This window comes from Rhodococcus koreensis (assembly GCF_900105905.1).
GTDB classification, from domain to species: Bacteria; Actinomycetota; Actinomycetes; order Mycobacteriales; family Mycobacteriaceae; genus Rhodococcus_F; species Rhodococcus_F koreensis.
In genome coordinates this window covers 5,136,126-5,160,627 of record NZ_FNSV01000005.1, presented here as the reverse complement: position 1 = coordinate 5,160,627, position 24,502 = coordinate 5,136,126, and the positions used below count along the sequence as shown (strand labels likewise).

Here is a 24,502-nt window from a genome sequence, read left to right as displayed (position 1 = left end):
CATCAGCAGAGATCGCAAACGCGAGTCGGCCGCAGCGAGCTGACTCCCAGGAGGTATCCCCACGATGAACACCGAACAGCGTATGCACAGCGACACCGTCGTCGCGGTCGACGGCGACGTCTTCGCGACGATGTTCACTCTCGATCTCGGTGATGGCGAGGTCGATCGCGACGCGGTCGAGCGGATTCACGGCGGCGACTTCGACGAGTGGATCGAGGCGGCAGCGCGGTCCGGTCTGTTCACGCCGCAGGCGGTCGCGGCCCTGGTTCAGCAGTGGCAGGAGAACCCGAAGTCCCTGTTCGACGCGCTCCTCGTCGATGCCGACGAGATGACCCACAAGCGCTACGCGATCATCTGGGACGCGCTCGACGACGTCGACACGTTCGAGAGCGTCGAATACGCCTGACGGTCAGAACGGCCACGCGGGGACGGGCGGCAGGCCCTCCCGCGTGGGGCGTCCGACGACCCAGGCCAGCAGTTCGGTGCGCGGAAGTTCCGGCGCCCGGACCTCCGGATATCGGACGGCCAGCTCGGGCAGCTCCGATTCCAAGGTGTGCTCCACGAAAAGTTCCGGCCAGTCGGCCGCCGTGTAGTCGAGGCCGAGGTCCACGTGGTGGATCTCGAGTTCACGCCATCGCAGCACCGGCACCTGACGCGCCGGCACCCGCTGACGCCAGTTCACCGGCGTCTCGTACAGATCTTCGGTGATCCCGCGCAGCGACTCGATCACCCGCCGTCCCGCGAAGCGGAAATCGGCCACCAGTAGTTCCGCCGGACGCCCGGCTCCCTCCTCGATCGCCGCGGCCCGTGCGGCCGGACCGCCCGGGTACATCTCGGGCGCGGCCTCGCCGGTGAGCACCCCGACGGCGAATCGGTGGAGCGCATCGGCGTTCCTCGCGAGGTGCGTGACGACGTGTCCCCGGCTCCATCCCGGCAGCAGCGACGGCCCCCGCGCCTGATCGTCGGTCAACCCCGCCAGCGCGGCCTCCACCGTCCGGTGTGATTCGGCAACAGCATCGAGCAGTTCGGCATACGACAGTGCGGGCCCCGGTGACGTCATGCAGACGATGCTCCCACAACTCGACCACGGCGAAGTCCCAGGATCCCGATAACGGAACGGTGACGATCGGCTTCCGGCGGGTGCATCTGGGACAATCGTACTGATACTGAGATCGACTGTCGGACAACGTGGTTGAAAGGTGGTGTGTGATGTACAACGAATCCGCTACGTGGGGGATACCGAGTGAGACCTTCCTGGTGATCTACATCGCCGCCGCCGTGCTCTCGGTCGAGCTGGCTCTGTTTCTCCGTTCCCACGGCAACCCTCCCGCGCCGACCGCCGGTGTTCGCCTCGACCCGGTGCAGACCGGCATGCTGACCAGCGACGATCGCGCCGTCGCCGCATCCCTGACGCTGTTGCGGGGAGCCGGCATCATCTCCGACGACGGCACGATCCTGCGGGCGTGGGGAGTCCCCGACAACGCCCTCGGGTGGTTCACGCGCGCCGTCTACGACGAACTCGCCTCCGGGCGCGGCGCCCTCGGCAACCTTCGGCTCCCAGGCCGGTTGCGGGCCCCACTCGACGAGTTGCGGACCATCCTCGTCGCGCAGGGACTGCTCACCGGAGCCGAGCAGAAGGCGTGGAACCGCCGGGCGACCATCCCGATCCTCGTCGTCGTGGCCATCGGCGTCGCACGCCTCGTCGCCGGGTTCGCCGCGGGCAAGCCGATCGGATTCCTGCTGGTCGCGGTGGTGCTGCTCTCGGCCTCACGTGAGCTGGTTCGACGGACCGGCCGCAGGACGCGCCAGGGGACGGCGGAATTGCAGCGACTGCGCCGCGAACACTCGTACCTGTCGCCGCGGATGCGCCCGTCCCTGTCCGCATACGGTCCGACGCCGATCGCGTTGTCGACGGCACTGTTCGGGATGGGTTCCGTCGCCCTGTTCTCGCCGGGGTTCGCCAGCGCGGCCGGCATCTCCGACAGCAGCAGCGGCGGCGGCGACAGTGGCGGCGGGGACAGCTCCTCCTCCTGCGGCGGTGGCGGTGGCTGCGGCGGCGGAGGCGGGTGCGGGGGATGACCGCCCTGATCGAGCCGGGCCTCGGCATCGGCTGGCGGCCGGAGATCTGTGGGATCATCGACCGACTGGACGGCCTGCGGTTCTGCGAGGTGGTCGCCGAATCGCTGCCCACCCGCCGACGCGGGGTCGACGTTCCGGACGAGCTGCGATCGCTGGGGGTTCCCGTCGTCCCGCACGGCATTTCACTGTCGCTGGGTGGCGCCGAGCCCGTCGAGCAGCACCGGATCGAGCACCTCGCGCGGTGCGCCGACGCGCTCGGTGCGCCGCTCGTCAGCGAGCACGTCGCGTTCGTGCGGGCGGGCGGTCTCGAGGCCGGGCATCTGCTGCCGGTGCCGCGCTCGGCGGAGGCGCTGGACGTGTTGGTGCGCAACGTCCGGCGCACGCAGGAGTGTGTGCCGGTGCCCCTGGCGGTGGAGAACATCGCGGCCCTGTTCGACTGGCCGGACGACGAGTACTCCGAGGGTGAGTTCCTTGCCGAACTGGTCGAACGCACCGGGGTCCACCTGCTGCTGGACGTCGCGAACGTCTACGCGAACGCCCGCAACCGCGGCCGCGACGCCGCCGAGGAACTCCGGCGGCTCCCCCTCGAACGCGTGGCGTACTGCCACGTCGCAGGCGGATCCGAACGGGACGGCGCGTACCACGACACCCACACCGACCCGGTGCCCGTCGAGGTGCTGGACCTGGTCCGGGAGTGGGCATCCGGGGGCGCCCCCGCGATGATGCTCGAGCGCGACGGGAACTATCCGCCCGCCTCGGAGTTGTTCGGCGAACTGGATGCGATAGCGGACGCGGCCGGTTTCGAGCGGATCACCCGGGGCGCCGAATGGAGCCTGTCGTGACAGGGCTGGCCGATCGGCAGGCGGCGCTGGTGCGGGCTCTCGTTGCGTCGGGGGAACCGCCCGAGGGATTCGACCGCGACGCACTCGGCATCGCATCGAAGGCATTGCTGCGCAAGCGGTCCGGCGAGGTGGGTGAGTGCATTCCGCACGTCCGCGCAGCATGCGGCGAACGATTCGTCGTGCTGTTCACCGCCTGGGCGGAGGGCAGGCCGAAGGTGAGCACGCGCGCCGACGCCGCGGCGTTCACCGCGCACCTCGAATCGATCGGCGAACTGCCCGCACCGACGCGGCGGCGCCTGTTCAGCCTGCGGCGAAATTGAGCAGCAGCTCGTTCACCTCTTCGGCCCGTTCCAGCTGGACGAAGTGGCCGGCGCCGTCGAGGAGGTGCACGCCGCGCAGGTCGGGGACGGTGTCGCGCATCCGGTCGAGTGCCTGCGCACCGCTCATCGCGACGACGGGATCGTTCGCACCGGCCACGAACAACGTCGGCACCTCGATCTGGGCCACCCCGACTCTCGCGGCGCGTTCCCAGTTGGCGTCGTAAGCCCGGTACCAGTTCAGGCCGCCGGTAAATCCCGTCCGGGTGAAGACCTCCACGTAGTGCGCGAACTCGTCCTCCGTCAGCCACGACCACGGCAGGGGTGGGGCGTCGGGCAGCACGTCCAGGTACCCGTTGCCTTCCGACGGGTGCTGCCAGATGTCCAGGTAGCGGTAGTCGCCCGACAATGCGTAGAACACTCGCTGCAGGAAGCCACGGGGGTCGCCGTCGAGTTCGCGGTCGGCGACACCCGGTTCCTGGAAGTAGTGGATGTGCAGGAAGTGCTTGCGCGCCAGCGACGCATAGAGTTCCGACGGGCGCAGTGGGAAACGATCGGGCATGTAGGGAACGGACAGCAGCACCAGCCCGGACACGCGTTCGCGGTGACGCAGCGCGACGGTCCAGGCCACCGGAGCGCCGAAGTCGTGGCCGACGAACACGGCACGGTCGAGTCCGAGGGCGTCGAGCAGACCGATCAGTGCGTCCGACACCCGCTCGTTGGTGTAGTCGTCGATGTCGCGGGGCACGTCGGTGCCGCCGTAGCCGGGCATGTCCGGGGCGATCGCGCGGTACCCGGACGCCGCGAGGGCCAGCATCTGGTGCCGAAAGCTGTAGCCGAGGCCCGGGAACCCGTGGCACAGGATCACGGGCGGACCGTCACCCAGTTCGCTGATTTGCCAACGGAATCCGTCGACCGTGATCGATCGCTCCGTCGACGTCGCCATGCTCCGAATCCCTCCACCGGCTGGAACGCGTTCTCGCAGTGTACCGTAACGGCGACGCCACTAGAATGCACTTGATTCGCAGTGGTAACCGTCGACCGACCGGGGAAGTGGAGTGATGCGCAATGGTGGAGGCACGCTCCCGCCATGAGTTCGTCGCGGTCCAGCTCCGGCAGCGCATCATGCAGCGGCAGTACGCGGTGGGAGAGTCTCTGCCGAGTGAGAGCATGCTGTGCGCAGAATTCGAGGTGTCGCGCGGCCCGGTGCGCCAGGCCCTCGCGACGTTGAAGAACGAGGGGCTCATCCAGCTGTCCCAGGGCAAGCCGGCCGTGGTCCGCAGCCACGACATCACACAGACGCTGGACACGTTCACCCCGTTCACCCAGTGGGCGCGGCGCACCGGCCGCACCGCGGGGAGCCGCACGCTCGAGATCTCCCGCCGCCGGGTGTCCGAACCCGCCGCCGCCGCATTGGGAGCGGACCCGGACGACTTCGTCGTCGAGGTTCTCCGCGTCCGACTGCTCGACGGCGAACCGACGATGCTCGAGCGGAGCACGTTCACCGACCGCGTCGGCTCCCTGCTGTTCGAGTTCGACATCGACTCCGGGTCGATCACCGACTACCTCACCTCCCGCGGCGTCCGGTTCGAATCGATGGAGCACGTACTCGACGCCGTCGCCGCCGCCGAGGCCGAGGCCGAACATCTCGGCATCGCCCCCGGCAGCCCCTTGCTGCGGGAACGCCGGACGTCGCGGGATCAGCACGGCGACATCTTCGAGTACGCCGACGACCGGTACCGGCCCGACCTCGTCGCCTTCAGCATCGTGAACGCCCGGACCGTCGACCCGCGGGTCCCGCCGGGCGACAGCAACGGCCTCTAGTCGGCGGCCGGCAGGCGATTCCGGTGCGACGAACGGGACGCTCGTTCGATCTGACGCAACGAGCGTCCCGTTCGTCGCGGAGGCGGGGGCGGATCAGGCGCTGCGCAGCCGGTCGAGCAGACCGGGCAGGTCCGCGACGCTGTCGAGGACGTGGGTGGCCCCGGCCTCGGACAGCTGGGTGGCGTCGTGGGCGCCGGTGAGCACACCGACGGAGGCGCGGGCTCCGGCGCGCAGGCCGGTGGTGATGTCCGACGTGGTGTCGCCGAGCACCACCATGGACTGCACGGACGGGGCGCCGGCGCGCATCAGCGCGGTCAGCGGCATGTCGGGGAAGGGGCGGCCGCGGACGCCGTCACCGGGACAGAGCACGACGTCGGCGACGTCCTCCCAGCCGAGCGCGCGGATGATCGACATCTGCGTCTCGTGGGCGAACCCGGTGGTGAGCGCCGTCTTGATGCCCTGCTCCCGCAGGGAGCCGAGGAGTTCCTCGGCGCCGGGAACGGCGCTGCACCGGCCGTCGTCGACGAGTTGCGCGTAGCAGCGTTCGAATTCCTTGTTCGCCGCCTGCGCCTGTTCCTCGTTTCCGCCGCTGAGGTGGCGGAAGACGACGATCTTGGACTGGCCCATGGTGTCGGAGACGTACTCGAGCATCCGCCGCCGATCGTCGTCCGTCTTCGACAGCCCGGCATGCGCGTCCGCGGCGAGGAAGGACTGCTGCACCAGCCCGCTGTCCTCCACGGTGGTGCCTGCCATGTCGAAGACGACGAGGCTGATGTCCCGGTGATGTGTTCCCATTGTCGTGGTCCTCTCGAATCTCGGTGAATGTGCTTGTGGGATAACTTGTTCAGTGCTCTGATGCGACTTCGCGGCCGAAGAGGTGGTCGATCCGGTCCTTCGCCAGACCTATGCCGGTCGTCATGCCGATGCCGGTGGTGACGGTGACGATGTGCACCCCGTCGAGGGGCTCCTCGATCAGGAACTCCGAGTCGGGGGCCGAGCTGTACACGCCCTGCCAGCGCGCGGTGACGGTGACGTCCGGGACGCCGAACAGGGCGGCGGCCTCGCGGATCAGCACCTCGAACCCCTGCTCCGCCTGGAACGGCTCCGCCGAAATATCACGGATGTGGGTGTCTCCCAGCAGGGTCGAGCCGTCGGGCTGTGGGGTGTACATCTGGTGGAGGTCGAGGTCGGCGCAGTCGGGGTGCTCCGCGCGCAACCGCGCCGCGAGTGCCGCCGTCGTGGGCAGTTCCGCGAAACCGCTGTACCGCACGAGCGACCAGCCGGTGAACAGCGGCCCGGGCAACGGTGCGGGCAACGGCATCCTCGCGCGCAGCATGTGGAGCCGGCACCGCAGGAGCCCCCGCCGCTCGGCCTGCTCCGGGAACAGGCGGTCGATGTCGTGGTTGACGGTGACGAACACCGTCTCCGCATGCAGATCGCCCCGCGAGGTGTGGACCACTCCGGTGCCGAATCCGGCTGCGGCGGTGCGCCAGAAGAAGTCGACGCCGGACGCGTCGAGCCACCGCGCGATGGCGGGGGCCGCCTCCCTCGGGTCCACCTGGAGGTCGCCGGCCAGATACATGCCTCCGACGACGCGATCGCCGGAGACGGGGAGCGCGGCGAGGATCCGCTCGCGCGGCAGCAGTTCCACCTCGGCAGGTCCGCGCCTGTCCGCGAACTCGGTCATGACGGCCATTTCGTCGTCGTGCCGTGCCACACAATATGTTCCGGACTCGGAGATCCAGAACCCCGCCTTGCGCGACAGGTCGAGCCAGTGCTCCCGGCCGGCCAGCGCGTAGTCGCGGGCGACACCCGACTGGGCGGTGATGCAGACGTGGCCGAAGTTCTGGACGGATGCGCCGGCGACGCGGTCGGCATGATCGATCACCGCTACCGACAGGCCGCGGTCGAGCGCGTGGTAGGCGTGCGCGAGACCGAGGATTCCGGCGCCGACCACCACCACGTCGTAGCGTCGTTGTTGTGTCATGAGTTCCACCTTGACCCCCGGACATTCAACTTGTCAATACAAGTGGTTCGAATTCACCACAGGTATAGATAAGTTTCCGTCCGTTCACCGTCCGTTGCGAGTCTGTGCGGGCGCGCCGGGTGGCACCGGCAGGCGGTTGCTGCGAAAATTGCCTCTCGCGTCCACCCACCGCAGAGGGGCGAATATGAGTGGTGCTTCCGGATCCAGCGCAGCCCCCGTCTACGAACCGGCGTCGCCCGGCGACCGCTTCGGACCCCTGATCGAACGCCGCGACGACACCGACTTCCCGTTCTACAACGGGACGCCCACAGCGCTGTCGACGCGGCAGTGGATCCTGATGTGGGTGTCCGTCGTTGTCGGATTCGCGGCCCTGGTCCTCATCCCGCAACCCGGCAATCTCGTGGCGCTGATTCCGCGGATTCTGTTCGTCGGCATCCCACTCGTCGTGCTGGCGATGGTGACGCGGGAGCACTGGACCGCACTGTTCCGGAAGGTGCACGGCCGGGACGTTCTCACGATGATCGGCTTCGCGGTACTCAACCTCGTGGTCACGTCCGCGCTGGCGCTGATCGTGCAGGCCCTGTTCGGGGTGGCGTCCAACGAAGCCGTCGAGGATGCAGGCAAGGGTGGCGTGCTCGACACGGCCGCGTTCTACGTGGGAACCGGGATCCAGTTGGTGGGCGAGGAAGTCTTCACCATCGTCCCGTTCCTCGCGTTGCTGTATTTCCTGTACGCCAAGGCGAAGCTGTCCCGCAAGACGGCGATCGTCCTCGCCTGGCTGCTCAGCGCGGTCTGGTTCGGCGCCGCGCATCTGCAAACCTACGACTGGAACTTCGCTCAGGCGTTCATCGTGATCGGCGGGGCCCGGCTGGTGCTCACGCTCGCGTACATCCGCACCAAGAATCTGTGGGTGTCGACCGGCGCGCACATCATCAACGACTGGACGCTCTTCACCCAGGCGATCGTGATCAACGCCGCGCTCGTCACCCTGTAGGCGAGGTCGTCAGTTCGGAATCGGGATGACGATCGGCGGCAGACCCGGTATCTGCACCTGAATCTGTTGCGGCGGAGCGGGCACCGGCGCGGGAGCCGGCGGCGGGTTGTACACCGGCGGCTCGGGTGCGGGCGGCGGCACGGCGACGGGTGCCGGCGGCGGGGGAGGTGGTGGCGGCGGCGGTGGCGGAGGCGCGGGTTCCGGGGAGGGGACAGGCGCGGGCCGGGGAGCGGCCTGCTGCACCACGGCGGGCGGCGAATCGACCACCGGCGCCTGGGCTTCCACGGGGGCTACCGGATTCGGGCGCTCCGCGGGCTGCTGCGGACCGGAGCCGATCGGCACCGACGACAATCCGCCGGTCATCAGGTCGACCACGGCCACTTCGGTCATCGCCAGGTTGGAGGGCTGCACGACGTACAGCCGGTCCTGCTGGAAAGTCGGCCACGGATCGCCCTCGAGTTTCGCGTCCTGGTTCACCACCGGGGACAGCAGCGGGCTGCCGCGCATGCACCGGACGCGGGGAACGCCGTGGTCGTCGATCAGCACGATGGTCCCGGCCTGGAGCACCGACTGGAATGCCGTCGCGTGGCCGTCGTCGAAGCCGTGATTGGTGACGCGGGTGTCCGCGCGGAGCAGGACGGGGGTGAGGGTCCGGACGTAATTGCGCACGTCATCGACCTGGAACACACTCGACCAGGCCTCCAACCTCGCCGGATCCCCCTCGAGGTCGTCGACGAGACGCTGCCGGTCGCAGAGCACCCGGTCGGGGCTTCCGCCGTAGAGTCCGGCGCGGTCACCGATCACCCGGATACCGGCGGCCCGGGGCTCGCCCGGCAGGTCGGTTCCGGGCGGGCCGAACGGGACCGTCGTCGGCGTCTGCGGCGGGAGCAGCACCTCGGTCCACGGAAGTTGTCCCTGGTCGGTGGCCCGATCGAGGTCGATCGGGTCGGGGTTGCCCCCGGAATCGGAGGAGCATGCCACGGTCACCGCCGCGGTCAGGGCTCCGAGCACCGCCAGCCAGCTACGCGGTGCGCGCCCGGGGCGCGTACCGGCTCGAACGACTCGTCTGCGTCGGGCACGCCGTGCAGCCGGCCCGGCGTCGTCGGTGGCCACCCCGCCATCGTAGGCACAGTCGCTGATCGGCCGGGCCGTATTGCGGTGTGGTTGCCGGCCCGGCCGTCGGTCAACCGGTGATCATGTCCTCTTGCGACCAGAACGCCCGCATCGACGTGATCTTGCCGTCGTCGTCGAAGGTCATGACGTCGATCGGCGCGATCTCGAGCTTCTGCTCACCGAGGTCGGTGACGAGGGAGAAGTGGAACGCCGCCGAGTTGCCGGCGATCTTCAGCGTCAGGAGTTCGCCGGTCTGCTTCAGCGGTTCGATCACCCCGTAGAACTCGTGCAGCGATTCCACCGAGGTCCGCGGCTCGGTGCCCACCGGGTCCTCCACGGTGGCGCCCTCGGCGTACAACGCGACGACGTCGGCGGCGGTCCCGGTGGCCACCGCCTCGATGTACCTCTCGACGGTCTTGCGGATGTCTTCTGCGGACGGTGCCATGATGCGACTCCTCAGTCGAATAGAACGTGTTCTAGCCGAGAGAGTAACGCAGCACTGCGCCGGTGGGGAGCCCCTTCTCCCAGGCAGCGGGACGTGACCGCGCAGGGGTCCGCCCCTGCCGACGGGAGCGAAGGTCGGCAGGGGCGGAGGAAGGCGATCTCTCAGGTTCGCGGCGCGGACGCCTCCTCCAGCTTCTCCAGCCGCGGAGCGCTCCTCCCCGTCACCGGCGCCGCGGACACGGACGACACCTCCTCCAGCGACTTGCCCTTGGTTTCGGGCGACATGGAGAAGCAGATCACGAACGCGACCGCCGTCAGGACCGCCCCGAACAGCATCGTGGTGCCGGTGCCCAGCGAGGAGATGCTCAGCGGCAGCAGGTAAGTGCCGGTCGCAGCGCCGAACCGGCTGACGGCGGTGGCGATTCCCACGGCCGTAGCCCGGAACTCCGTGGGGAAGAGTTCGTTCGGGTAGATCCACACCAGGATGCTCGGGCCGCCGGAGATGAACGCGTACGCGCAGAAGGCGGCGACGACGAACCAGAGCGGTCCGTCCGCCCACAACCACAGCCCGGCCAGCGGAATCACCATCAGCGCCAACGGGACCACGGCGATCGGGCGCCGGCCCCACTTCTCGACCAGGAACAGCGCGGGAATGGATCCGGCGACGATGAGCCCGATGATGACGGTCTCGACGATGAGCCCCGCGGAACCGTCGCCGGAGATCGAGAAGCCGGACAGGATCGTGGGCAGGAACGTCAGCAGCGCGTAGAGCGGGGTGACGACCGCCAGATACAAAGCGCTGCACATGATCAGCCGGGCGAGGTACTGGCCCCGGAAGTAGATCTTGATGTCCGCCTTCGGCTTGTCGGCGGTGTCTTCGACGGTGACGGTGCTCAGATCCAGCTTTTCGCCGTAGATCTGCTCGACCACGGCCTCCGCGTCCGCGACCCGGCCGTTCTTCAGGAGCCACCGCGGCGACTCCGGGATTCCGCGCCGCACGAGGATCACGATCAGACCCAGAACCGCACTCGACGCGAGCAGCAGACGCCAGTGGTCGTTGCCGCCGGAGATTCCGACGACGAGCGCCCCGACCACGTAGGCGGCCACGGCGCCCGCCGACCATGCGACGGCGGACATCCCGACCATCGCGCCGCGTTTCCTGGTGGGGGTGAACTCGGTGAGGAGCGAGGTGGCGATGGGGTAGTCCGCACCGATGGCCGCGCCGATGACGAACCGCAGCACGATCAGCTGCCACGGCAACTGGACGAACACCGACAGCACGCACGCGACAACCAGCACCACCAGGTCGAGGGCGTACATCTTCTCCCTGCCGACCCGGTCGGTGAGGAAGCCGAACACGGTGGCGCCGAAGAAGATACCGATCAGCGAGGCCGCACCGATCAACCCCGCCTCGGCCGTCGTCGGGTGTAGCTGCTCGTGCACGCCGAGCAGGGCCACGCCGATGATGCTCATGACGTACCCGTCCAGGAATGGTCCGCCACAGCACGCGATCAGGAGCTTGGTGTGGAACCCGCGTTTGGCGGGTCTGTCCATCACGTCGAAGGAACTCATGTCGTCTCCACTACGTAGATTGGTGCCGTCACCCTCGGGGTGGCGGTCGAGTCGGCCGTACTCGGCCGGTACCGCTAAGGGGTTGTCTTGTTCAGCGCCGAGTAGGCGAGTTGCTCGAGCAGCAGCGACGCGTGGTGCGGGGCGTCCGCACTGACATCCAGCACCTGCTTGGTGATGCTCAGCGCCAGAGGCGAATACGCCGCGAGTTCGTGCGCGATGCTCAGGGCCTGCTTCACGTGCTCCGCCGGAGGGGCGATCTCGCTGACGACGCCCCAGCGTTCGGCGTCCGCGTGATCGAAGCGCCGACCGCGCAGGACGAGGTCGCGGGCACGGCCGGCCCCGACGATGCGGGTGATGCGGGTGACGCCGCCGGAGCTGGGGAGGATCCCGATGCCGATCTCCGGGAACCCGAAGACCGCGGCCGGATCGGCGACCCGGATGTCGGTGGCGAGGGCCAGTTCGAGGCCGCCGCCGAGGCAGTAGCCGGTGATCGCGGACACCGTGGGCTGGGGGAGCGCCGCGAGCGCCTCGTACACCGACCCGGAGGTCCGGTAGTACTCGGCGATCGCCTCCGGCGTCATCTCCCGCAGTTCGGTGACGTCCGCGCCGGCCGAGAACACCGAGTCGCCCCCGGTGACGACCACGGCCCGACTGGACTTCACCTCGGGTGAGCCCAGCGCGGCGAGCAGTGCGGCTTCCATGTGCGTGGACAGCGCGTTCCGCTTCTGTTCGCGCCGGAGGGTGACGACGGCGACGTCGCCGTCCCGGCGCACGTCGACGGTTCCGATGTTCTCGGTCGGCATCGTGTTACTTCTCCCCGGCCTCGTAGCGGAAGGACAGCAGGTTCTCGAGACCCCGCTTGTTGGCCTCGTTCGCGATGACCAGGCGCTGGATCTCCGACGTGCCCTCCCAGATGCGGTCGACGCGCAGTTCGCGCCACAGCCGCTCGACGGGGTAGTCGCGGATGTAGCCGCGGCCGCCGAAAATCTGGACGGCCCGGTCCACCACCCGGTTGGACGCCTCGGAGGCGGCGAGCTTCACCGTCGCGGCCTTGGCGTGCAGGGTCTTTCGCAGATCGGCATCGTTCGGGTCGGCCTGGTCGAACTCCCACGCCACCTGGTGGGTGAGCGCCCGGTTGGTGGTGATGTCCACGACGGAATCGGCGATCATGCCCTGGATCAGCTGACGGTTGATCAGCGGCTCGCCGCCCTGCACCCGCTCCCGCGCCCAGTCGACGGCCAGGGTCAGCGCCCGCTCGGCCGCACCGATCGTGCGTGCGCCGATCATCAGCCGCTCCTCCGTGAACCAGTCCCGGGTGAGGTCGTGGCCCTGCCCGATGCCGCCGAGCACGGCGTCCGCGCCGACGCGCACGTTCTCGAACGTGAACTCGGGGTGCTCGTAGACGAACGTGTGCGTGTAGCGGGGGATGTGCTTGATCTTCACGCCCGGCGTGTCGACGTCGATCAGGAAGATCGTCGCGGCGTGATCGGGTTCGACGTTGGCCAGCACGATGAGGTAGTCGGCGACGTCACCGACCGTGACGAACCACTTCTCGCCGTTGATGATGTAGCCGCCGTTGCCGTCGGGGGTCGCGGTGGTGCTCGCCGCGGAGAAGTCCGAACCGGCGTTGGCCTCGGAGATCGCGACGGCGTCGCGGCGGTCGCCGCGGGCGCCGGGGATCAGGTAGCGCTCCCGCTGTTCGGGGGTCGCGTGGGTCAGCGGGTTCGCCGGCCGCCACACCGTGTCCCACAGCGCATTGGTGAGCTTGCCGAGTTCGTCCTGCACGACGGCCTGCTCGAGCACCGTCAGTCCGGCGCCGCCGTATTCGACGGGGGTGTTGATCGCCTGCAGTCCCGATGCGAGGACGGCCGCCTTGATGGTGGCGTGGGATTCGTCGGAGATCCCGTTGTTGCGTTCGCACTCGTCCTCGAACTGCATGATCGTGTCGGTCAGGGCGCGGGCGCGCTCCTTGAGGTCGGCGAGGCGGGGGCTGTATGCGAATTCCATGGTTCAGAACTTCCTTGTGTCAGTTGGTTTTCGATGAGTTCAGGACGATGCGCGCGTCGAGTCCGAGGGCTTGCTTCGGGGTGACGAGCAGGGGGTTGATCTCGAGTTCCGCGATCTCGGGGTGTGCGGTGGCCACGGCCGTGATCGCGGCGACGGCGTCCGCGGCGGCGTCGATGTCGATCGGCGGCCTGCCGCGTACCCCTCGGAGCAGGGCGGACGCCCGCAAGTTGTCGAGCAGACCGCGGGCGGTCTCCGCGTCGACCGGCGCCAGCGCGAAGGACACGTCGGCGAGGACCTCGGTGAAGATGCCGCCGAGACCGACCATGGCGACGGGACCGAACCGCGGGTCGGTCTGGACCCCGACGATGAGTTCGACGCCCTCGCTCAGGTCCGCCATCGCCTCGACGCAGTAGGCGGACGCTCCGAGCGAGGCGTCCATGCGGGTGAACGCGTCGGCGAGTTGTTCCGCCGACCCCAGACCCAGGGCGACCCCGCCGGAGTCGGACTTGTGCAGCAGGCCCATCGCTTTCAGGACCACCGGGAATCCGACGGTTTCGGCCGCCGCCACCGCCTCGGCGCAATTCCGCACCAGACGTGCCGCGGGGAATTCGACGCCGGCGCCGCGGAACAGCTCGCGCGAATCCCAGTACGCGTCGCTGGTCACCGGCGCGGACGGCAGACTGTCCGTACTCGACTGATGTTGCGGCGCAGTGGTTTCGGCGATGACACCGAGCGTCCCGGCGGCATCCTCCACCGCGCGGAAGACGGGGACCCCGCTGTCGGCGAGCACCCTCGCCGCGGCACTGTCGGGATGCATCGTGTGCACGACGACCGGCTTGCCGTGGGCGCGGGCCGTTTCCGCCATCGCGCGGGCGGTCTCGATCTCCTTGCGCGCCAGGTTCTCGCCGTAACTCCCGTAGCCGCCGAAATATCCGGTGAGAAGCACGGAATCGACCGCCGGGCTCTGCAGGATGATGTCGAGGACCGAGACGAACGAGGTGATGTCCTGTTCCCCGGCGCCCGCGAGGTCGACCGGGTTGGTCACTCCGGCGGACGGCGGCAACAGGTCGCGCAGTGCGCCGCTGATGTCGGCGGGGAACTCCGGAACCGTGAGTCCGGCCGCCTCCACCACGTCGGACGCGACACCCGCGTGCCCGCCGCCGTCGGCGACGACACCGACCCGGCGCACCTCCGCCGGTCCGTACCCGAGGAGTGTCGCGGCGACGTCCGCGAGTTGCCGCGGGCTCGACACCCGGTACACCCCGGCCGCGCGGCAGGCCGCGTCGATGACCGCGCTGTCGGAGGTCAGCGATCCCGTGTGGGACTGCGCCCCACGGATGGAGGCCTCGCTGCCGCCCACCGTCAGCAGCAGCACCGGCTTCCCTGCCCGCGACGCCTGAGCGGCGGCATCGACGAACGCTCGCCCGTCGCCGAAGTCCTCGCAGTACACGGCGATGAGTTCGGTCTCGTCGTGCTCTACGCACGAGCGGATGAGGTCGGCGGCGCCGAGGTCCGCCTGGTTCCCCAGCGAGGCGAACCGGGAGAACCCGTGTCCGCGAGCCTCGAGGAACTGGCTGAGTTCGAGTGCCATGTTGCCGCTCTGCGAGAGCAGCGCGACCCGTCCGGCGGGCAGCGGGTTCGACGCCAGCGTCAGCGCGGTGCTCGAATCCAGCACACCCAGGCAGTTCGGCCCGAGCAGGACCGCTCCGGCCGCCCGCACCCGCGCCACCACCCGATCCTGCACCGCCTTTCCGGCAGCGCCGAGTTCGGCGAAGCCGGCGGTGACACCGACGATCGCGGTGGCGCCCGCCGCGAGGGCGTCGTCGACGGCCTCCTCGAATCCCTGTGCCGGAACGGTGATGACGACGAGGTCGACCCGTTCGTCGAGTTCCGACAGGCTCTGGAGCGACGGCTGACCGAGGATGCGCTCGCCGCGCCGGTTGACGAGGTGGACGGACCGGTGGCCCGTCATCCGGAGCGCCTGGACGCTGATCCAGTTGCCGTACTTGGTCTCGTCGTTGCTCGCACCGAGGACCGCGACCGAGCGCGGATCGAACAGTGCCGTGAGGTCGCGGCCGGTGATCGTGCTCATCGGGTCTCCTCGACCTTCGGTGCGGGGTGGCCGGTGCCCCAGGCGTCGGCGCCGCCGTCGATCACCAGCGTGGTCCCGGTGACGTAACTGCCTGCGGGCGAGGCGAGGAACGTGACGACCCCGGACACGTCCTCGGCCGTGCCCAGGCGTCCGAGCGGCACCGCCGACGTCCACTGCGCGCGGGCCTCTTCCGTGTAGTTCTCCTCCATGCCCTCCGTGGCGATGGTGCCGGGGGCGATGCAGATCGACCGGATTCCGTACCGGCTCCACTCCAGCGACAGTCCGGAGGCGAGATTTTCGAGGGCCGCGCGGGCCGACGTCGCGTGGACCATCGATGCGATCCCCCTGCGCGGGGAGAACGCCATGAAGAAGATGCATCCCGACCGCTGCGGAATCATCGCTCGGACGGCGACCTCCCGGGTGACCGCCCACGTGGCGTCGACGGCGAGACGGTGAACGGCGCGCCACCCCTTGCTCGTGATGTCCTCGGCCGGCGCCGCGAACTGACCGCCGGCGTTGTTGACCAGAATGTCGATGCGTCCGAACCGCTCCAGGGCCCGATCGACCAGGGCGGTCACCTGCTCTTCTTCGCGAATGTCCGCGGGCACGGCGAGCGCCCGTCCGCCCAGTGCCTCGATCTCGGCGACGGTCTTCTCGAGGGGCTCGGGCCTGCGGCCGCTGATCACGACGTCGGCTCCACACCGCGCCATGTCCAGTGCGATCGCGCGCCCTATCCCGGTGCCTCCACCGGTGATCAGTGCCACCCGCCCGCGATGGACGTCGGGGCGCAGCACCTGCCCGGCGCCTCCACCTGGGTTCTCACATTCCATCGAGCGTTCGCCTCTCGTCGCTACTGTTCCGACCAATGGGGTCTGACTGATGCATCAGTTATACCGTGATCCAGCCCACAGATGTCAAGGGTTGCGTCGAAACTGATCCGACGATCAGATGTGAATTTAGCGTGATTACCACCATTTACCTGCTCTTATGCGCGTTCAGATCGGCCGTTGGCGATTTCCGGGTCCGGATAGAGCGGTCTGACTGATGCGTCAGTTTGCGGCGTATGATTTGATGGATCAGTCAGATGACAATCGAAGGAGGGACAGTGACCGCTCAACTCACCGAGGACGCGCGCCGAACGGCGATACTCGATGCTGCGGCTCAACTGATCGCCGAGCGCGGATACCACTCGGTCCGCATCTCCGACATCGCCCAGGTCGTCGGCACCAGCACCGGGGCGGTGCACTACTACTTCCCCGGCAAGAGCGACGTCCTGACCGCGGCCCTCCGCCACGCCATCGACAATGCCTTCGACCGGCAGAGCCGTGAACTCAAGGCGATCGACAACGCCCACGAACGACTGCTCCGCCTGATCGACATGCAGTTGCCCCGAGTCGGGCCGCTGCGCGACGAGTGGTCCATCTGGTTGCAGTTCTGGGCCGAGGCAACCCTCCGGCCCGAACTCCGCCCCTTCCACAACACGTACTACGCGCGCTGGCACGAGACCGTCGTCAAGATCGTCCGGCGCGGACAACGGCAGGAAATCTTCCGCACCGACGTCGACCCGGAGACGATCGCGCAGCGGCTGACCGCGCTCACCGACGGGACCGCCATCCAGGTCCTCACCGGCGCACCGAACATGACCGTCGCCGCGATGAAAGAGGTACTCGTGCAGTTCGTCCACGACGAACTCGTCGCGCCGCGCACATGGTGACCCGGCCTCCACGGGCCGCCCGGCGCGTTCGGGCCCATGGTCGCTAGCACCACGGAACGGCGGACGCGCGGCGGCGGTGCGGTCGCCTGGGGATGCGGTGCGGCCTCCGCGATCGCGTACGGACTCACCCCCACGTTCGCCGCGATCGGCTACGCCGGCGGCGTGTCACCGGCCGTCCTCGTCTGCCTCCGCAGCCTCGTCGGTGCCGCACTGCTGTTCCTTCTCGCCTGGTCCACCGGAAGGCTGAAGGGCGTCACCTGGAAGTCCGCCGTCGGACTGTGCTGCGTCTGCGGCCCGCTGTTCGGCATCCAGTTGCTGTGCTTCTTCGCCGCGGTGCGGGTCACCGGTGCCCAGATCGCGGTCGTGATCGTCCACATCTACCCGCTGTTCGTGATGGCACTCGTCTGGGTGGTCACCCGGAACAGGATCAACCGCGGTCAGCTGGTGCTGGCCGTCGCGATGTCCGGCGGCATCGCACTCGTCGCGGGTGCCGGCACCTCCGCGGTCGCCGTGAACGGGGCGGTGCTCGCCCTCCTCAGCGCCGCCGGGTACGCGCTGTACCTGGTAGTCGGGGAACGGTGGGTGCACCAGGTCAGCCCCGTCGCCGCGGGCGCACTCGCATCACTCGGCGCCGGAATCGCCACCGGCGCGATCGCCGTCGTCGACGGACAGTCCTGGACGTTCGCACCCAGCGGGTGGGGGTCCATCCTGGTCCAGGGACTCCTCTTGATGCCCATCGGGATCGGCTGCTCCTTCATCGCCGTGCGCGCACTCGGATCGGCGTCCGTCGCCCTCCTCGGGCTGCTCGAACCGGTGGTCGGGGTGCTCGCCGCACAGGCTCTGCTGGGCGAGCAACTGTCCCCACCGCAGTGGGCGGGGATGGCCGTGGTCCTCCTCGCATCCGCGGCCCTGCCCGCGTGCGCTCCGCGCCCGTGAGTACTTATTAACCGCCCGTGGTTAATAAGTACTCACGGGGGCGAAGCCCAAACTGGCACGACAGGCGACCACCAGACGCGCGGTGGCCGGGCTGCCACCGTCACCGCAGGCCGGGCAGACCATCGTGACCGTCCGGGTCACCTCGTCCACGGTCACCGTGAGCGGCACGGCGCATCGACGGCACCAGCGGTGCCGGGTGATTGCGTTGACGTGGACCGGCGAGGCGACGCACTGGTGGATCCACCGCCGGTGCAACGGACACGTCGTGCGGTCGTCCGGGGACAGGCGCTGCGCGTCCTCGGCGGCGTCCTCCCGCGCGAGTTGATCATTCAGTGTCGCGTGGCGAAGGCGCGGGGCCGGCCGGATCGTGCAGGGGGTTGTCATGGGGTCACCTCGACGAGATCGAACCGGGAGTGCAGTTGCGCCCACGTCGTGCGACGCCGGCCGTCGGGAGTGCGGTAACCGCTGCCCGGCTCCGGAACCCAGGTTCGCATGAGATCGTCACGTACGGCGGGACGGTCGGCGGGTTCGGACGTGTGCGCCAGCCCGGCGACCAGCCACACGCGGGCGGTCTTACAGTGCGATTCCGAGCGGGTCACTGCGCCAAGCGGATTCGTGTTCATGGGTCGTCCTAGTCCACTCCGGCCGCGGATCCGTACCCGAAAGGGGTTGCTCGTCGACGAGTCGAGATCCGCGTGGGTTTTTCTGTCTGACCTCATGTTCCGCCGACTGCGGCGCGGTGACTGTCTCATTTCCTGACACGAACGGAGGGATGACAATAGGTTGTCTGACGAACGGCGCGTCACACGTCGATGCCGAATTCCTTGATCTTGCGGTAGATCGTGGCGCGCGAGATGCCGAGAGCTGTTGCCGCGGCCTTCTTGTTGCCGTGGTTCTCTTCGAGGCTGCGCACGATAGCGTCGCGTTCGAGGGCTTCGATCTGGGTGAGGGTGTGCCGGCTCAGGGCCCGGCACATCGGGGGCAGCTGCTCGACTTCGACGACGCCGGAGCGCTGACGTTGGACGACCTCGTGCAGGACCTGCCGGAGTTCGGTGACGTTTCCGGGCCAACTGTACTTGCAGAGTTGGCGCATCGCCGCAGGCGAGAGGGACAGCTCCGCGCCGCGACCGAGTTGTCGTAGCAGATGCGGTACCAGACTGTGCAGATCGTCGATGCGATGCCGCAGGGCCGGCATCGTGACGGTGTGGCTGAAGTGGGGAAGAAGCAGTGCATCGAGATCGGTGTTGTGATCGGTGCCGCCGATGGTCGCGCCGATCCATCCGGCATGTTCGCGCCCTTGGATCAGGCCGGCGACAACCCGCTGCTGTGGCTCGCTGAGCAGGTCGATGTCGCGCAGGATCACGCTGAATCGTTCCTGGTCGAGTTCCTGTTCGAGGGCCGGCAGCGCGGTTCCGTCGTCGGAGAGCTCGGCTGCCGTGAAGATCCGGGTTCGAATGGGAATATGCTCGACGGCAACAGCTTTGAGAGCGGATCCGCGACCACTTCCGGGCTCACCCGACACGATGACCCACTGCTGCTCGCGTGCGCAGCGAGCGATCTGCTGGCAAGTGCGGCGCCAGGACGCGCTAGTGCCGGTGACGCCGGGAAGCACGGCGCTTGCCGGTGCAGAGGCGACAGATGATGTGGGGACGTCGAGGAGATGTACGTAGAACAAGGCCATCGGCCTGCGGGCTCCGAGCCCGAAGTCCTCGATCGAGGACAACCTGGCCGTCTGACCGCTGGGCAGGGCGACGATATGCCGATAGGTGGCGTTTACGCTGCTCAGGTCGACGGCGTGTTCGAGTAGCGCTGCCTGATCCTGGGCGTCCAGCGCCACCCGAAGTCGTCGGTTGACGAGGACGACATCGTCTCCGAGCGCAAGCACCCCGGTCTGCGGCGATCGGCGACACGCCTTGAGATACGCGTTGAGCAACGAGGTCTGGTCGGCGCTGGCCTGCGCCAGGAGACGGCCTTCGATCTGAGCCGTGGCGGATTTGGCGAGCGTGGCCAGCAACGGGCCCCCGTCCTCTACCCAGCCGGTGAGATCGAGTGCACCCACGAGAGTGCCGGACATCGGATGGGTGATCGGGACACCCGCGCAGGCCAGTTGTCCGAGGCAGTCGGCATAGTGTTCGGCGCCCGTGACGAGGGTGGGCTGGCGGGTTTCCAGGGTCGTGCCGATGCCGTTGGTGCCGGCGAACTCTTCCGAGTAGCTGTATCCGGGTATCAGTTGGACGTCGTCGAGGGTGCGATTGAGTTGCCGGCTGGCGGTGATCCTGGTCAGGATCACTCCGTCAGCCGACGTCAGGATCACGCTGACCGGTTCGTCGACCAGGCCGTCCGCTAGTTGTCGCAACACGGGTTCGGCGGCCGCGACGAGAGGACAGTCCAGATTCGGCTCTCGGACGAACGGGAGGTCGAGCTGATCGGGGCTCACCTTGAGCGACTTCGATCGTTGCCAGGAGAACGAGATGGGTTGGCGAACGGAGCTGTCGAGATCGTTGTCGGCGAGAAACAGCTCTCGCGCCTTCTGCAGGTCCTTGGTGGTCATGCCGTGTTTACGCCCCGTTTCTCCACAGGTCTATGAACCTGAGCGTACGTCGTCTCGATGTGAGACGCGTCTCAATATGAGACGGTCCGTCGGGGGTGTTCGACCGCTGCCCGGGTACCGGTCAGTACTTCGAGGACGCTGGCGAGGTCGGCCGGAGTGAGGGTGCCCGGAACCGGAGGAGGGCCGGGTTCAGTGCGGGGACGGCCGCGCCGCCGTCCGGGGTGCGCTGTCATGGTCGGGGCCTTTCGTCGCGGGGTGGGGCGGATGATCGATCTGCTGTAGGCGCTCGGCGCAGACGGCGAGAAGACGGTGCCGGAGTGAGGCGTCGAGGGGCGAGAACCGGCGCCCGGCCAGGACCTGCAGTCGTCGGAAGTACCGCGCCTCCGTCCAGCCGAAGGTCACGAAGATGTCTTCGGCGCCGCCGCCGCCGAACACCGCCCACCGTGTGCCGAATTCCAGGACCAGGTCGTCGTCCCGCGTCGACCGGGCATGCAGGGTCGTGGTCGTCATATCGCGCGGCCCGGGTTCAGAATTCCGGTCGGGTCGAACGCCGCCTTGATGCCTGTCATCAGGGATCTCTCCACCGAGCCGATCATGGGTTCGAGGTAGCGGCGTTTGAGGCTGCCGACGCCGTGCTCGCCCGTGATCGATCCGCCCAGCGCCAGACATCGGGTCACCATCTCGTCGAAGGCCCGATGGGCCCGGTCGGCGGAGTCGGGGTCGGCCGCGTCGAACACGATCGTGGGGTGGAGGTTCCCGTCGGCGGCGTGCCCGAACGTGCCGATGAGCAGTCGGTGGCGGTCGGCGATCCGGGTAATGGCCTCGAGCATGTGCGGTAGCCGGGGGACCGGCACGGCCAGGTCGTCGAGCAGGGTGCTGCCGCGGCGTTCCAGGGCGGTCAGTGCCACACGGCGCGCCTGCATGAGGGCGTCACCTTCGGCGGCGTCGGTGCTCACGTACAACTCGGTGGCCGCGGCGGCGCGGCAGGCGTCCGCGCTGCGCTGGGCTTCCGCCTCTGCGGCGTCACCGTCGCACTGGATCAGCAGCAGCGCGCCGGCCGTCTCGTCGAGACCCATGTGGGTCATGTCGTTGACGGCCGCGATGGTGGTGCGGTCCATGAGTTCGACCAGGCTCGGGTCGGCCACCGCCTGAATCGCCAGCACCGCGTCGACCGCCTGGACGGTATCGGGGAAGGCGGCGGCGACGGTGGCCGTGTGCACCGGCGTCCGGCGCAGCCGCATGGTCGCCTCGACGATCACCGCCAGGGTGCCCTCGGACCCGACCAGTAGTCGAGTCAGGTTCAAACCGGCCACATTCTTGCGGGTGACGGCGCCGGTGTGGATGATCCGGCCGTCGGCGAGGACCGCCTTGATCCGGGCGACGTGGTCGCCGGTGACCCCGTATTTTGCACAGCAGGCGCCGCCGGCGTCGGTTGCGAGGTTCCCGCCGATCGTGGAGATGGCGCGACTGCCGGGGTCGGGGACGTACCACAGTCCGCGCGCTGCCGCCGCGGTCGCGAGGTCACCGTTGATCACTCCCGCCTCGACCGTGGCGGTGCGGGACTGTTCGTCGACGGCGAGGATGCGGTCGAGTTTCTCGGTACTCAGCACGAAGCAGCCGTCGATCGCGTTGGCTCCGCCGGCCAGCCCGGTGCCCGCACCTCTCGTTACGACCGGAATACCATGTCGGTGCGCTGTTTTCAGAGTCGCGACGACATGGTCGACGGTCCGGGCGCGGACGACGGCGAGCGGAAGCCCGGACGGGCAGAGTAACGCCTGATCGCGGGTGTAGGCGATCATGGTGTCGCTGTCGGTTACCGCGGCATCGCCCAGTTCCGCGATCAGATCCGCGACGGGGCCGCTCGTCACGACCGTCATGCCTTGTCCTTCCCTGCCGGCCGGATGTGATGCGCCGGCTCGGATCGATTACGAGGTGATTTCCAGTTCGCCCATGCGGGACCAGTCGGTACCGGGTAGGTCGGTGTGGATGATGCGCGGTGTCTCACTCAGCGCGGGACGCATCGCGTCCAGTCCCTTCCGGAAGTGGTCGGCGGCGACGTGGTCAGAACCGGCCTGCCCGTCCCGGAACGCCTCGATCAATACGAATTCGGCGGGGTCGTCGGCGCTGCGGTGCCACTCGAACCACAGATTGCCCGGTTCGGATCGGGTCGCGTCGGTGAACTCCTTGGTGACGAGCAGCCAGTCGTTCTGATGCTTGTCGAGGACCTTGAACTTCACCACGATGAAAATCACGATGCTTCACTTTCTTTCGGGCATACGGGCGCCGGAGGGGTGGGTTTGCGCGAGCAGGGAGAGCGGGTCACCGCCTCGTCAGACGGTCGTGGCGGCGACCCACTCGGCTGCGTCAGTAAATGTTCGACGGGCGGACCATGCCTTCGGCGAGATCGCCGAAGCCGGGCGCCATGATGGCGCCGGGATTGCCGATGATCTCCTCCACCACAGCGGTTTCGGTGGTGATCAGCAGTGCCGCGATCGAGGCCGCACTTTCGAGTGCGGCGCGGGTGACCTTGAACGGGTCGATCACCCCGTCGTCGAACATGTCTCCGTATTCACCGGTGAGCGCGTTGAATCCGTGCCCGAGCGGGAGACCGGCGACCACCTCGACGACTTCGTCGCCGTCGAATCCGGCGTTGATCGCGATCCAGCGCAGCGGTTCGGCGAGGGCGCGCCGTACGACGTCGCACCCGATGGCCTCGTCTCCGGACAGGTCGAGGTCGGAGAGTGCCCGGTGTGACTGTGCCAGCGCGGTGCCACCACCGGAGACGATGCCCGCCTCCACCGCCGCGCGGGTGGCGGCCAGGGCGTCCTCGACGCGCAGCATCCGCTCCTTGAGTTCGACACTGGTCGCGCCGCCGACGCGGATGACGGCGACCCGCCCGGTGAGCCGGGCGATACGCAGTTCGAGGCTTTCCTGATCTGCCTCGATCTTGGCGCGCTCGAGCTGGGACTCCAATTGCGCGATGCGCGCGTCGAGGAGGCGCTGGTCGCCGTGGCCACCGACGATCGTGGTCTCGTTCTCGGTCACCGTGATCCGGTCACACGAACCGAGATGCTCGACGCTGACCTCGGACAGTTCGATCCCGGTGTCCTTGGCGATCACGTGCCCACCGAGCGCCACCGCGAGGTCTTCGAGCTCGGCGACCCGACGGTGCCCGAAACCGGGGGCCCGAACGACCACCGACTGCATCGTCTTGTGCATGTTGCCGCCGACGAGCAGTTGCAGGGCCGGTCCGTCGACCTCCTCGGCGAGCACCACCAGCGGCCGGTCGGCGCGCTTGGCGACCTCGACGGCCGGCATGATCTCCTGGACCTGGGTGATCTTCTTGTTGGTCAGCAGGATCAGCGGATTGGTGTGGACCGCTTCCATCCGCTCCGGGTCGGTGACCATGTACCCCGAGGTGTAACCGTGGTCGAACTCGATGCCGTCGACGATGTCGACCGACAACCCGAGGGTGTCGCTTTCCTCGGTGGTGACCACTCCGGACTTGCCGACGTAGTCGACGGCCTTCGAGATGGCGTGTCCGATCACGTCGTCGTCGCTGGCGGCGAGCGTCGCGATGCGTTGCAGATCGCTCTGGCCGCCGATCTGCGAGGCCTGCTCGCGGAGGGAGTCGACGACGACGGACACGGCTCGTTCGATGCCGCGTCGGACCCGCATGGGGTTGGCTCCGGCCTCGACGGAGCGCAGCCCCTCACGGACCATGGCCTGGGCGAGCACGGTTGCGGTGGTGGTGCCGTCGCCGACGACACCGTTGGTCTTCATCGCCACCTCCTTCACCAGCTGGGCGCCCATGTTCGCGAACGGTTCGCGGAGCTGGATCTCGCGCGCGATGGTCACGCCGTCGTTGGTGATGGTCGGCGGCCCGGTGAGTTTCTCGAGCACCGCGTTGCGCCCCTTGGGGCCGAGGGTCACCTTGACCGCGTCGGCGAGGGCGTTGACGCCGTGTTCGAGTCGGGCTCGGGCGTCCGTGTTGTACCGCAGCTCTTTTGCCATGGCTGATGGTCCTTTC

The 24,502-nt window shown here is 68.5% G+C and carries 26 protein-coding genes; 8 read left to right on the top strand and 18 right to left on the bottom strand.

Annotated features, from left to right (window positions below; translation table 11 throughout):
- Positions 1-64: 64 nt before the first annotated feature.
- Positions 65-406, top strand: a complete 342-nt coding sequence (locus BLV94_RS28160; RefSeq protein WP_072942546.1) for a hypothetical protein — start codon at positions 65-67, stop codon at positions 404-406.
- 3 nt (positions 407-409) lie between these two features.
- On the opposite strand, the gene BLV94_RS28155 is transcribed toward BLV94_RS28160, so the two are convergent.
- Positions 410-1,060: a maleylpyruvate isomerase family mycothiol-dependent enzyme gene (locus tag BLV94_RS28155; RefSeq protein WP_072942548.1), complete on the bottom strand. Its 651-nt coding sequence runs from the start codon at positions 1,058-1,060 to the stop codon at positions 410-412.
- A 149-nt stretch (positions 1,061-1,209) separates the two neighbouring features.
- Between BLV94_RS28155 and BLV94_RS28150 the strand changes: the two genes are divergently transcribed.
- From BLV94_RS28150 to BLV94_RS28140, 3 genes are read left to right on the top strand one after another with little or no spacing between them, the layout of a single operon-like run.
- A complete protein-coding gene (locus tag BLV94_RS28150; protein ID WP_072942550.1) occupies positions 1,210-2,079 on the top strand; it encodes a TIGR04222 domain-containing membrane protein in 870 nt (289 codons plus the stop codon).
- Positions 2,076-2,921: an MbnB/TglH/ChrH family RiPP precursor modification enzyme gene (locus BLV94_RS28145; protein WP_072942552.1), complete on the top strand. Its 846-nt coding sequence runs from the start codon at positions 2,076-2,078 to the stop codon at positions 2,919-2,921. The genes BLV94_RS28150 and BLV94_RS28145 overlap by 4 nt, the downstream gene beginning before the upstream one ends.
- Positions 2,918-3,241: an SCO6045 C-terminal-like domain-containing protein gene (locus BLV94_RS28140; RefSeq protein WP_371851553.1), complete on the top strand. Its 324-nt coding sequence runs from the start codon at positions 2,918-2,920 to the stop codon at positions 3,239-3,241. Before BLV94_RS28145 ends, BLV94_RS28140 begins: the two co-directional genes overlap by 4 nt.
- Here the strand turns inward: BLV94_RS28140 and BLV94_RS28135 are convergent.
- Positions 3,222-4,184: an alpha/beta fold hydrolase gene (locus BLV94_RS28135; RefSeq protein WP_072942556.1), complete on the bottom strand. Its 963-nt coding sequence runs from the start codon at positions 4,182-4,184 to the stop codon at positions 3,222-3,224. The genes BLV94_RS28140 and BLV94_RS28135 overlap by 20 nt on opposite strands.
- 122 nt (positions 4,185-4,306) lie before the next feature.
- Between BLV94_RS28135 and BLV94_RS28130 the strand changes: the two genes are divergently transcribed.
- Positions 4,307-5,062, top strand: coding sequence for a GntR family transcriptional regulator (locus BLV94_RS28130; protein ID WP_072942558.1), 756 nt, complete (start codon positions 4,307-4,309; stop codon positions 5,060-5,062).
- Between the two features lie 93 nt (positions 5,063-5,155).
- Here BLV94_RS28130 and BLV94_RS28125 read toward each other — a convergent pair whose 3' ends face one another.
- Positions 5,156-5,857 (bottom strand): phosphonatase-like hydrolase, encoded by a 702-nt coding sequence (locus tag BLV94_RS28125; RefSeq protein WP_072942559.1) that lies wholly within the window; start codon positions 5,855-5,857, stop codon positions 5,156-5,158.
- 49 nt (positions 5,858-5,906) lie between these two features.
- Positions 5,907-7,049: a TIGR03364 family FAD-dependent oxidoreductase gene (locus tag BLV94_RS28120; RefSeq protein ID WP_072942561.1), complete on the bottom strand. Its 1,143-nt coding sequence runs from the start codon at positions 7,047-7,049 to the stop codon at positions 5,907-5,909.
- Positions 7,050-7,233: 184 nt separating this feature from the next.
- On the opposite strand from BLV94_RS28120, the gene BLV94_RS28115 reads away from it, so the two are divergent.
- Entirely contained in the window at positions 7,234-8,043 is an 810-nt protein-coding gene (locus BLV94_RS28115; RefSeq protein ID WP_072942562.1) for a CPBP family intramembrane glutamic endopeptidase, read from the top strand.
- Between the two features lie 9 nt (positions 8,044-8,052).
- On the opposite strand, the gene BLV94_RS28110 is transcribed toward BLV94_RS28115, so the two are convergent.
- The 7 genes from BLV94_RS28110 to BLV94_RS28080 form a co-directional block, all read right to left on the bottom strand.
- Positions 8,053-9,156, bottom strand: a complete 1,104-nt coding sequence (locus tag BLV94_RS28110; RefSeq protein WP_072942564.1) for a DUF6777 domain-containing protein — start codon at positions 9,154-9,156, stop codon at positions 8,053-8,055.
- A gap of 70 nt (positions 9,157-9,226) precedes the next feature.
- Positions 9,227-9,601 carry a nuclear transport factor 2 family protein gene (locus BLV94_RS28105; RefSeq protein WP_072942565.1) on the bottom strand — a complete coding sequence of 125 codons (375 nt, stop codon included), beginning with the start codon at positions 9,599-9,601 and terminating at the stop codon, positions 9,227-9,229.
- A gap of 161 nt (positions 9,602-9,762) precedes the next feature.
- Positions 9,763-11,172 carry an MFS transporter gene (locus BLV94_RS28100; RefSeq protein WP_072942567.1) on the bottom strand — a complete coding sequence of 470 codons (1,410 nt, stop codon included), beginning with the start codon at positions 11,170-11,172 and terminating at the stop codon, positions 9,763-9,765.
- A gap of 74 nt (positions 11,173-11,246) precedes the next feature.
- Positions 11,247-11,975, bottom strand: a complete 729-nt coding sequence (locus BLV94_RS28095; protein WP_072942569.1) for an enoyl-CoA hydratase/isomerase family protein — start codon at positions 11,973-11,975, stop codon at positions 11,247-11,249.
- 4 nt (positions 11,976-11,979) lie between these two features.
- Entirely contained in the window at positions 11,980-13,179 is a 1,200-nt protein-coding gene (locus BLV94_RS28090) for an acyl-CoA dehydrogenase family protein (RefSeq protein ID WP_072942570.1), read from the bottom strand.
- Positions 13,180-13,198: 19 nt separating this feature from the next.
- A complete protein-coding gene (locus BLV94_RS28085; protein ID WP_072942572.1) occupies positions 13,199-15,271 on the bottom strand; it encodes an acetate--CoA ligase family protein in 2,073 nt (690 codons plus the stop codon).
- The gene (locus tag BLV94_RS28080) at positions 15,268-16,101 is read right to left on the bottom strand and encodes an SDR family NAD(P)-dependent oxidoreductase (RefSeq protein WP_072942574.1); all 834 of its coding nucleotides are present in this window, start codon (positions 16,099-16,101) and stop codon (positions 15,268-15,270) included. The genes BLV94_RS28085 and BLV94_RS28080 overlap by 4 nt, the downstream gene beginning before the upstream one ends.
- A gap of 254 nt (positions 16,102-16,355) precedes the next feature.
- Between BLV94_RS28080 and BLV94_RS28075 the strand changes: the two genes are divergently transcribed.
- Together BLV94_RS28075 and BLV94_RS28070 are read left to right on the top strand one after the other, a co-directional pair.
- Positions 16,356-16,985 (top strand): TetR/AcrR family transcriptional regulator, encoded by a 630-nt coding sequence (locus BLV94_RS28075; protein WP_005249163.1) that lies wholly within the window; start codon positions 16,356-16,358, stop codon positions 16,983-16,985.
- A gap of 36 nt (positions 16,986-17,021) precedes the next feature.
- On the top strand, positions 17,022-17,921 hold the full coding sequence (locus tag BLV94_RS28070; protein WP_072942576.1) for a DMT family transporter: 900 nt from the start codon (positions 17,022-17,024) through the stop codon (positions 17,919-17,921).
- Between the two features lie 21 nt (positions 17,922-17,942).
- On the opposite strand, the gene BLV94_RS28065 is transcribed toward BLV94_RS28070, so the two are convergent.
- The 7 genes from BLV94_RS28065 to groL form a co-directional block, all read right to left on the bottom strand.
- On the bottom strand, positions 17,943-18,305 hold the full coding sequence (locus BLV94_RS28065; RefSeq protein WP_072942577.1) for a hypothetical protein: 363 nt from the start codon (positions 18,303-18,305) through the stop codon (positions 17,943-17,945).
- Positions 18,302-18,544: a hypothetical protein gene (locus BLV94_RS28060; RefSeq protein WP_072942579.1), complete on the bottom strand. Its 243-nt coding sequence runs from the start codon at positions 18,542-18,544 to the stop codon at positions 18,302-18,304. The genes BLV94_RS28065 and BLV94_RS28060 overlap by 4 nt, the downstream gene beginning before the upstream one ends.
- Positions 18,545-18,723: 179 nt before the next feature.
- Positions 18,724-20,472: a sigma-54-dependent Fis family transcriptional regulator gene (locus tag BLV94_RS28055; protein ID WP_072942581.1), complete on the bottom strand. Its 1,749-nt coding sequence runs from the start codon at positions 20,470-20,472 to the stop codon at positions 18,724-18,726.
- A 189-nt stretch (positions 20,473-20,661) separates the two neighbouring features.
- Positions 20,662-20,982 (bottom strand): hypothetical protein, encoded by a 321-nt coding sequence (locus BLV94_RS28050; RefSeq protein ID WP_072942583.1) that lies wholly within the window; start codon positions 20,980-20,982, stop codon positions 20,662-20,664.
- Entirely contained in the window at positions 20,979-22,349 is a 1,371-nt protein-coding gene (locus tag BLV94_RS28045; protein ID WP_072942585.1) for an FAD-binding oxidoreductase, read from the bottom strand. Before BLV94_RS28045 ends, BLV94_RS28050 begins: the two co-directional genes overlap by 4 nt.
- Before the next feature lie 48 nt (positions 22,350-22,397).
- Positions 22,398-22,724: a putative quinol monooxygenase gene (locus tag BLV94_RS28040; protein WP_072942586.1), complete on the bottom strand. Its 327-nt coding sequence runs from the start codon at positions 22,722-22,724 to the stop codon at positions 22,398-22,400.
- A 112-nt stretch (positions 22,725-22,836) separates the two neighbouring features.
- Positions 22,837-24,486 (bottom strand): chaperonin GroEL, encoded by a 1,650-nt coding sequence (gene groL, locus BLV94_RS28035; RefSeq protein ID WP_072942588.1) that lies wholly within the window; start codon positions 24,484-24,486, stop codon positions 22,837-22,839.
- Positions 24,487-24,502 lie beyond the last annotated feature (16 nt).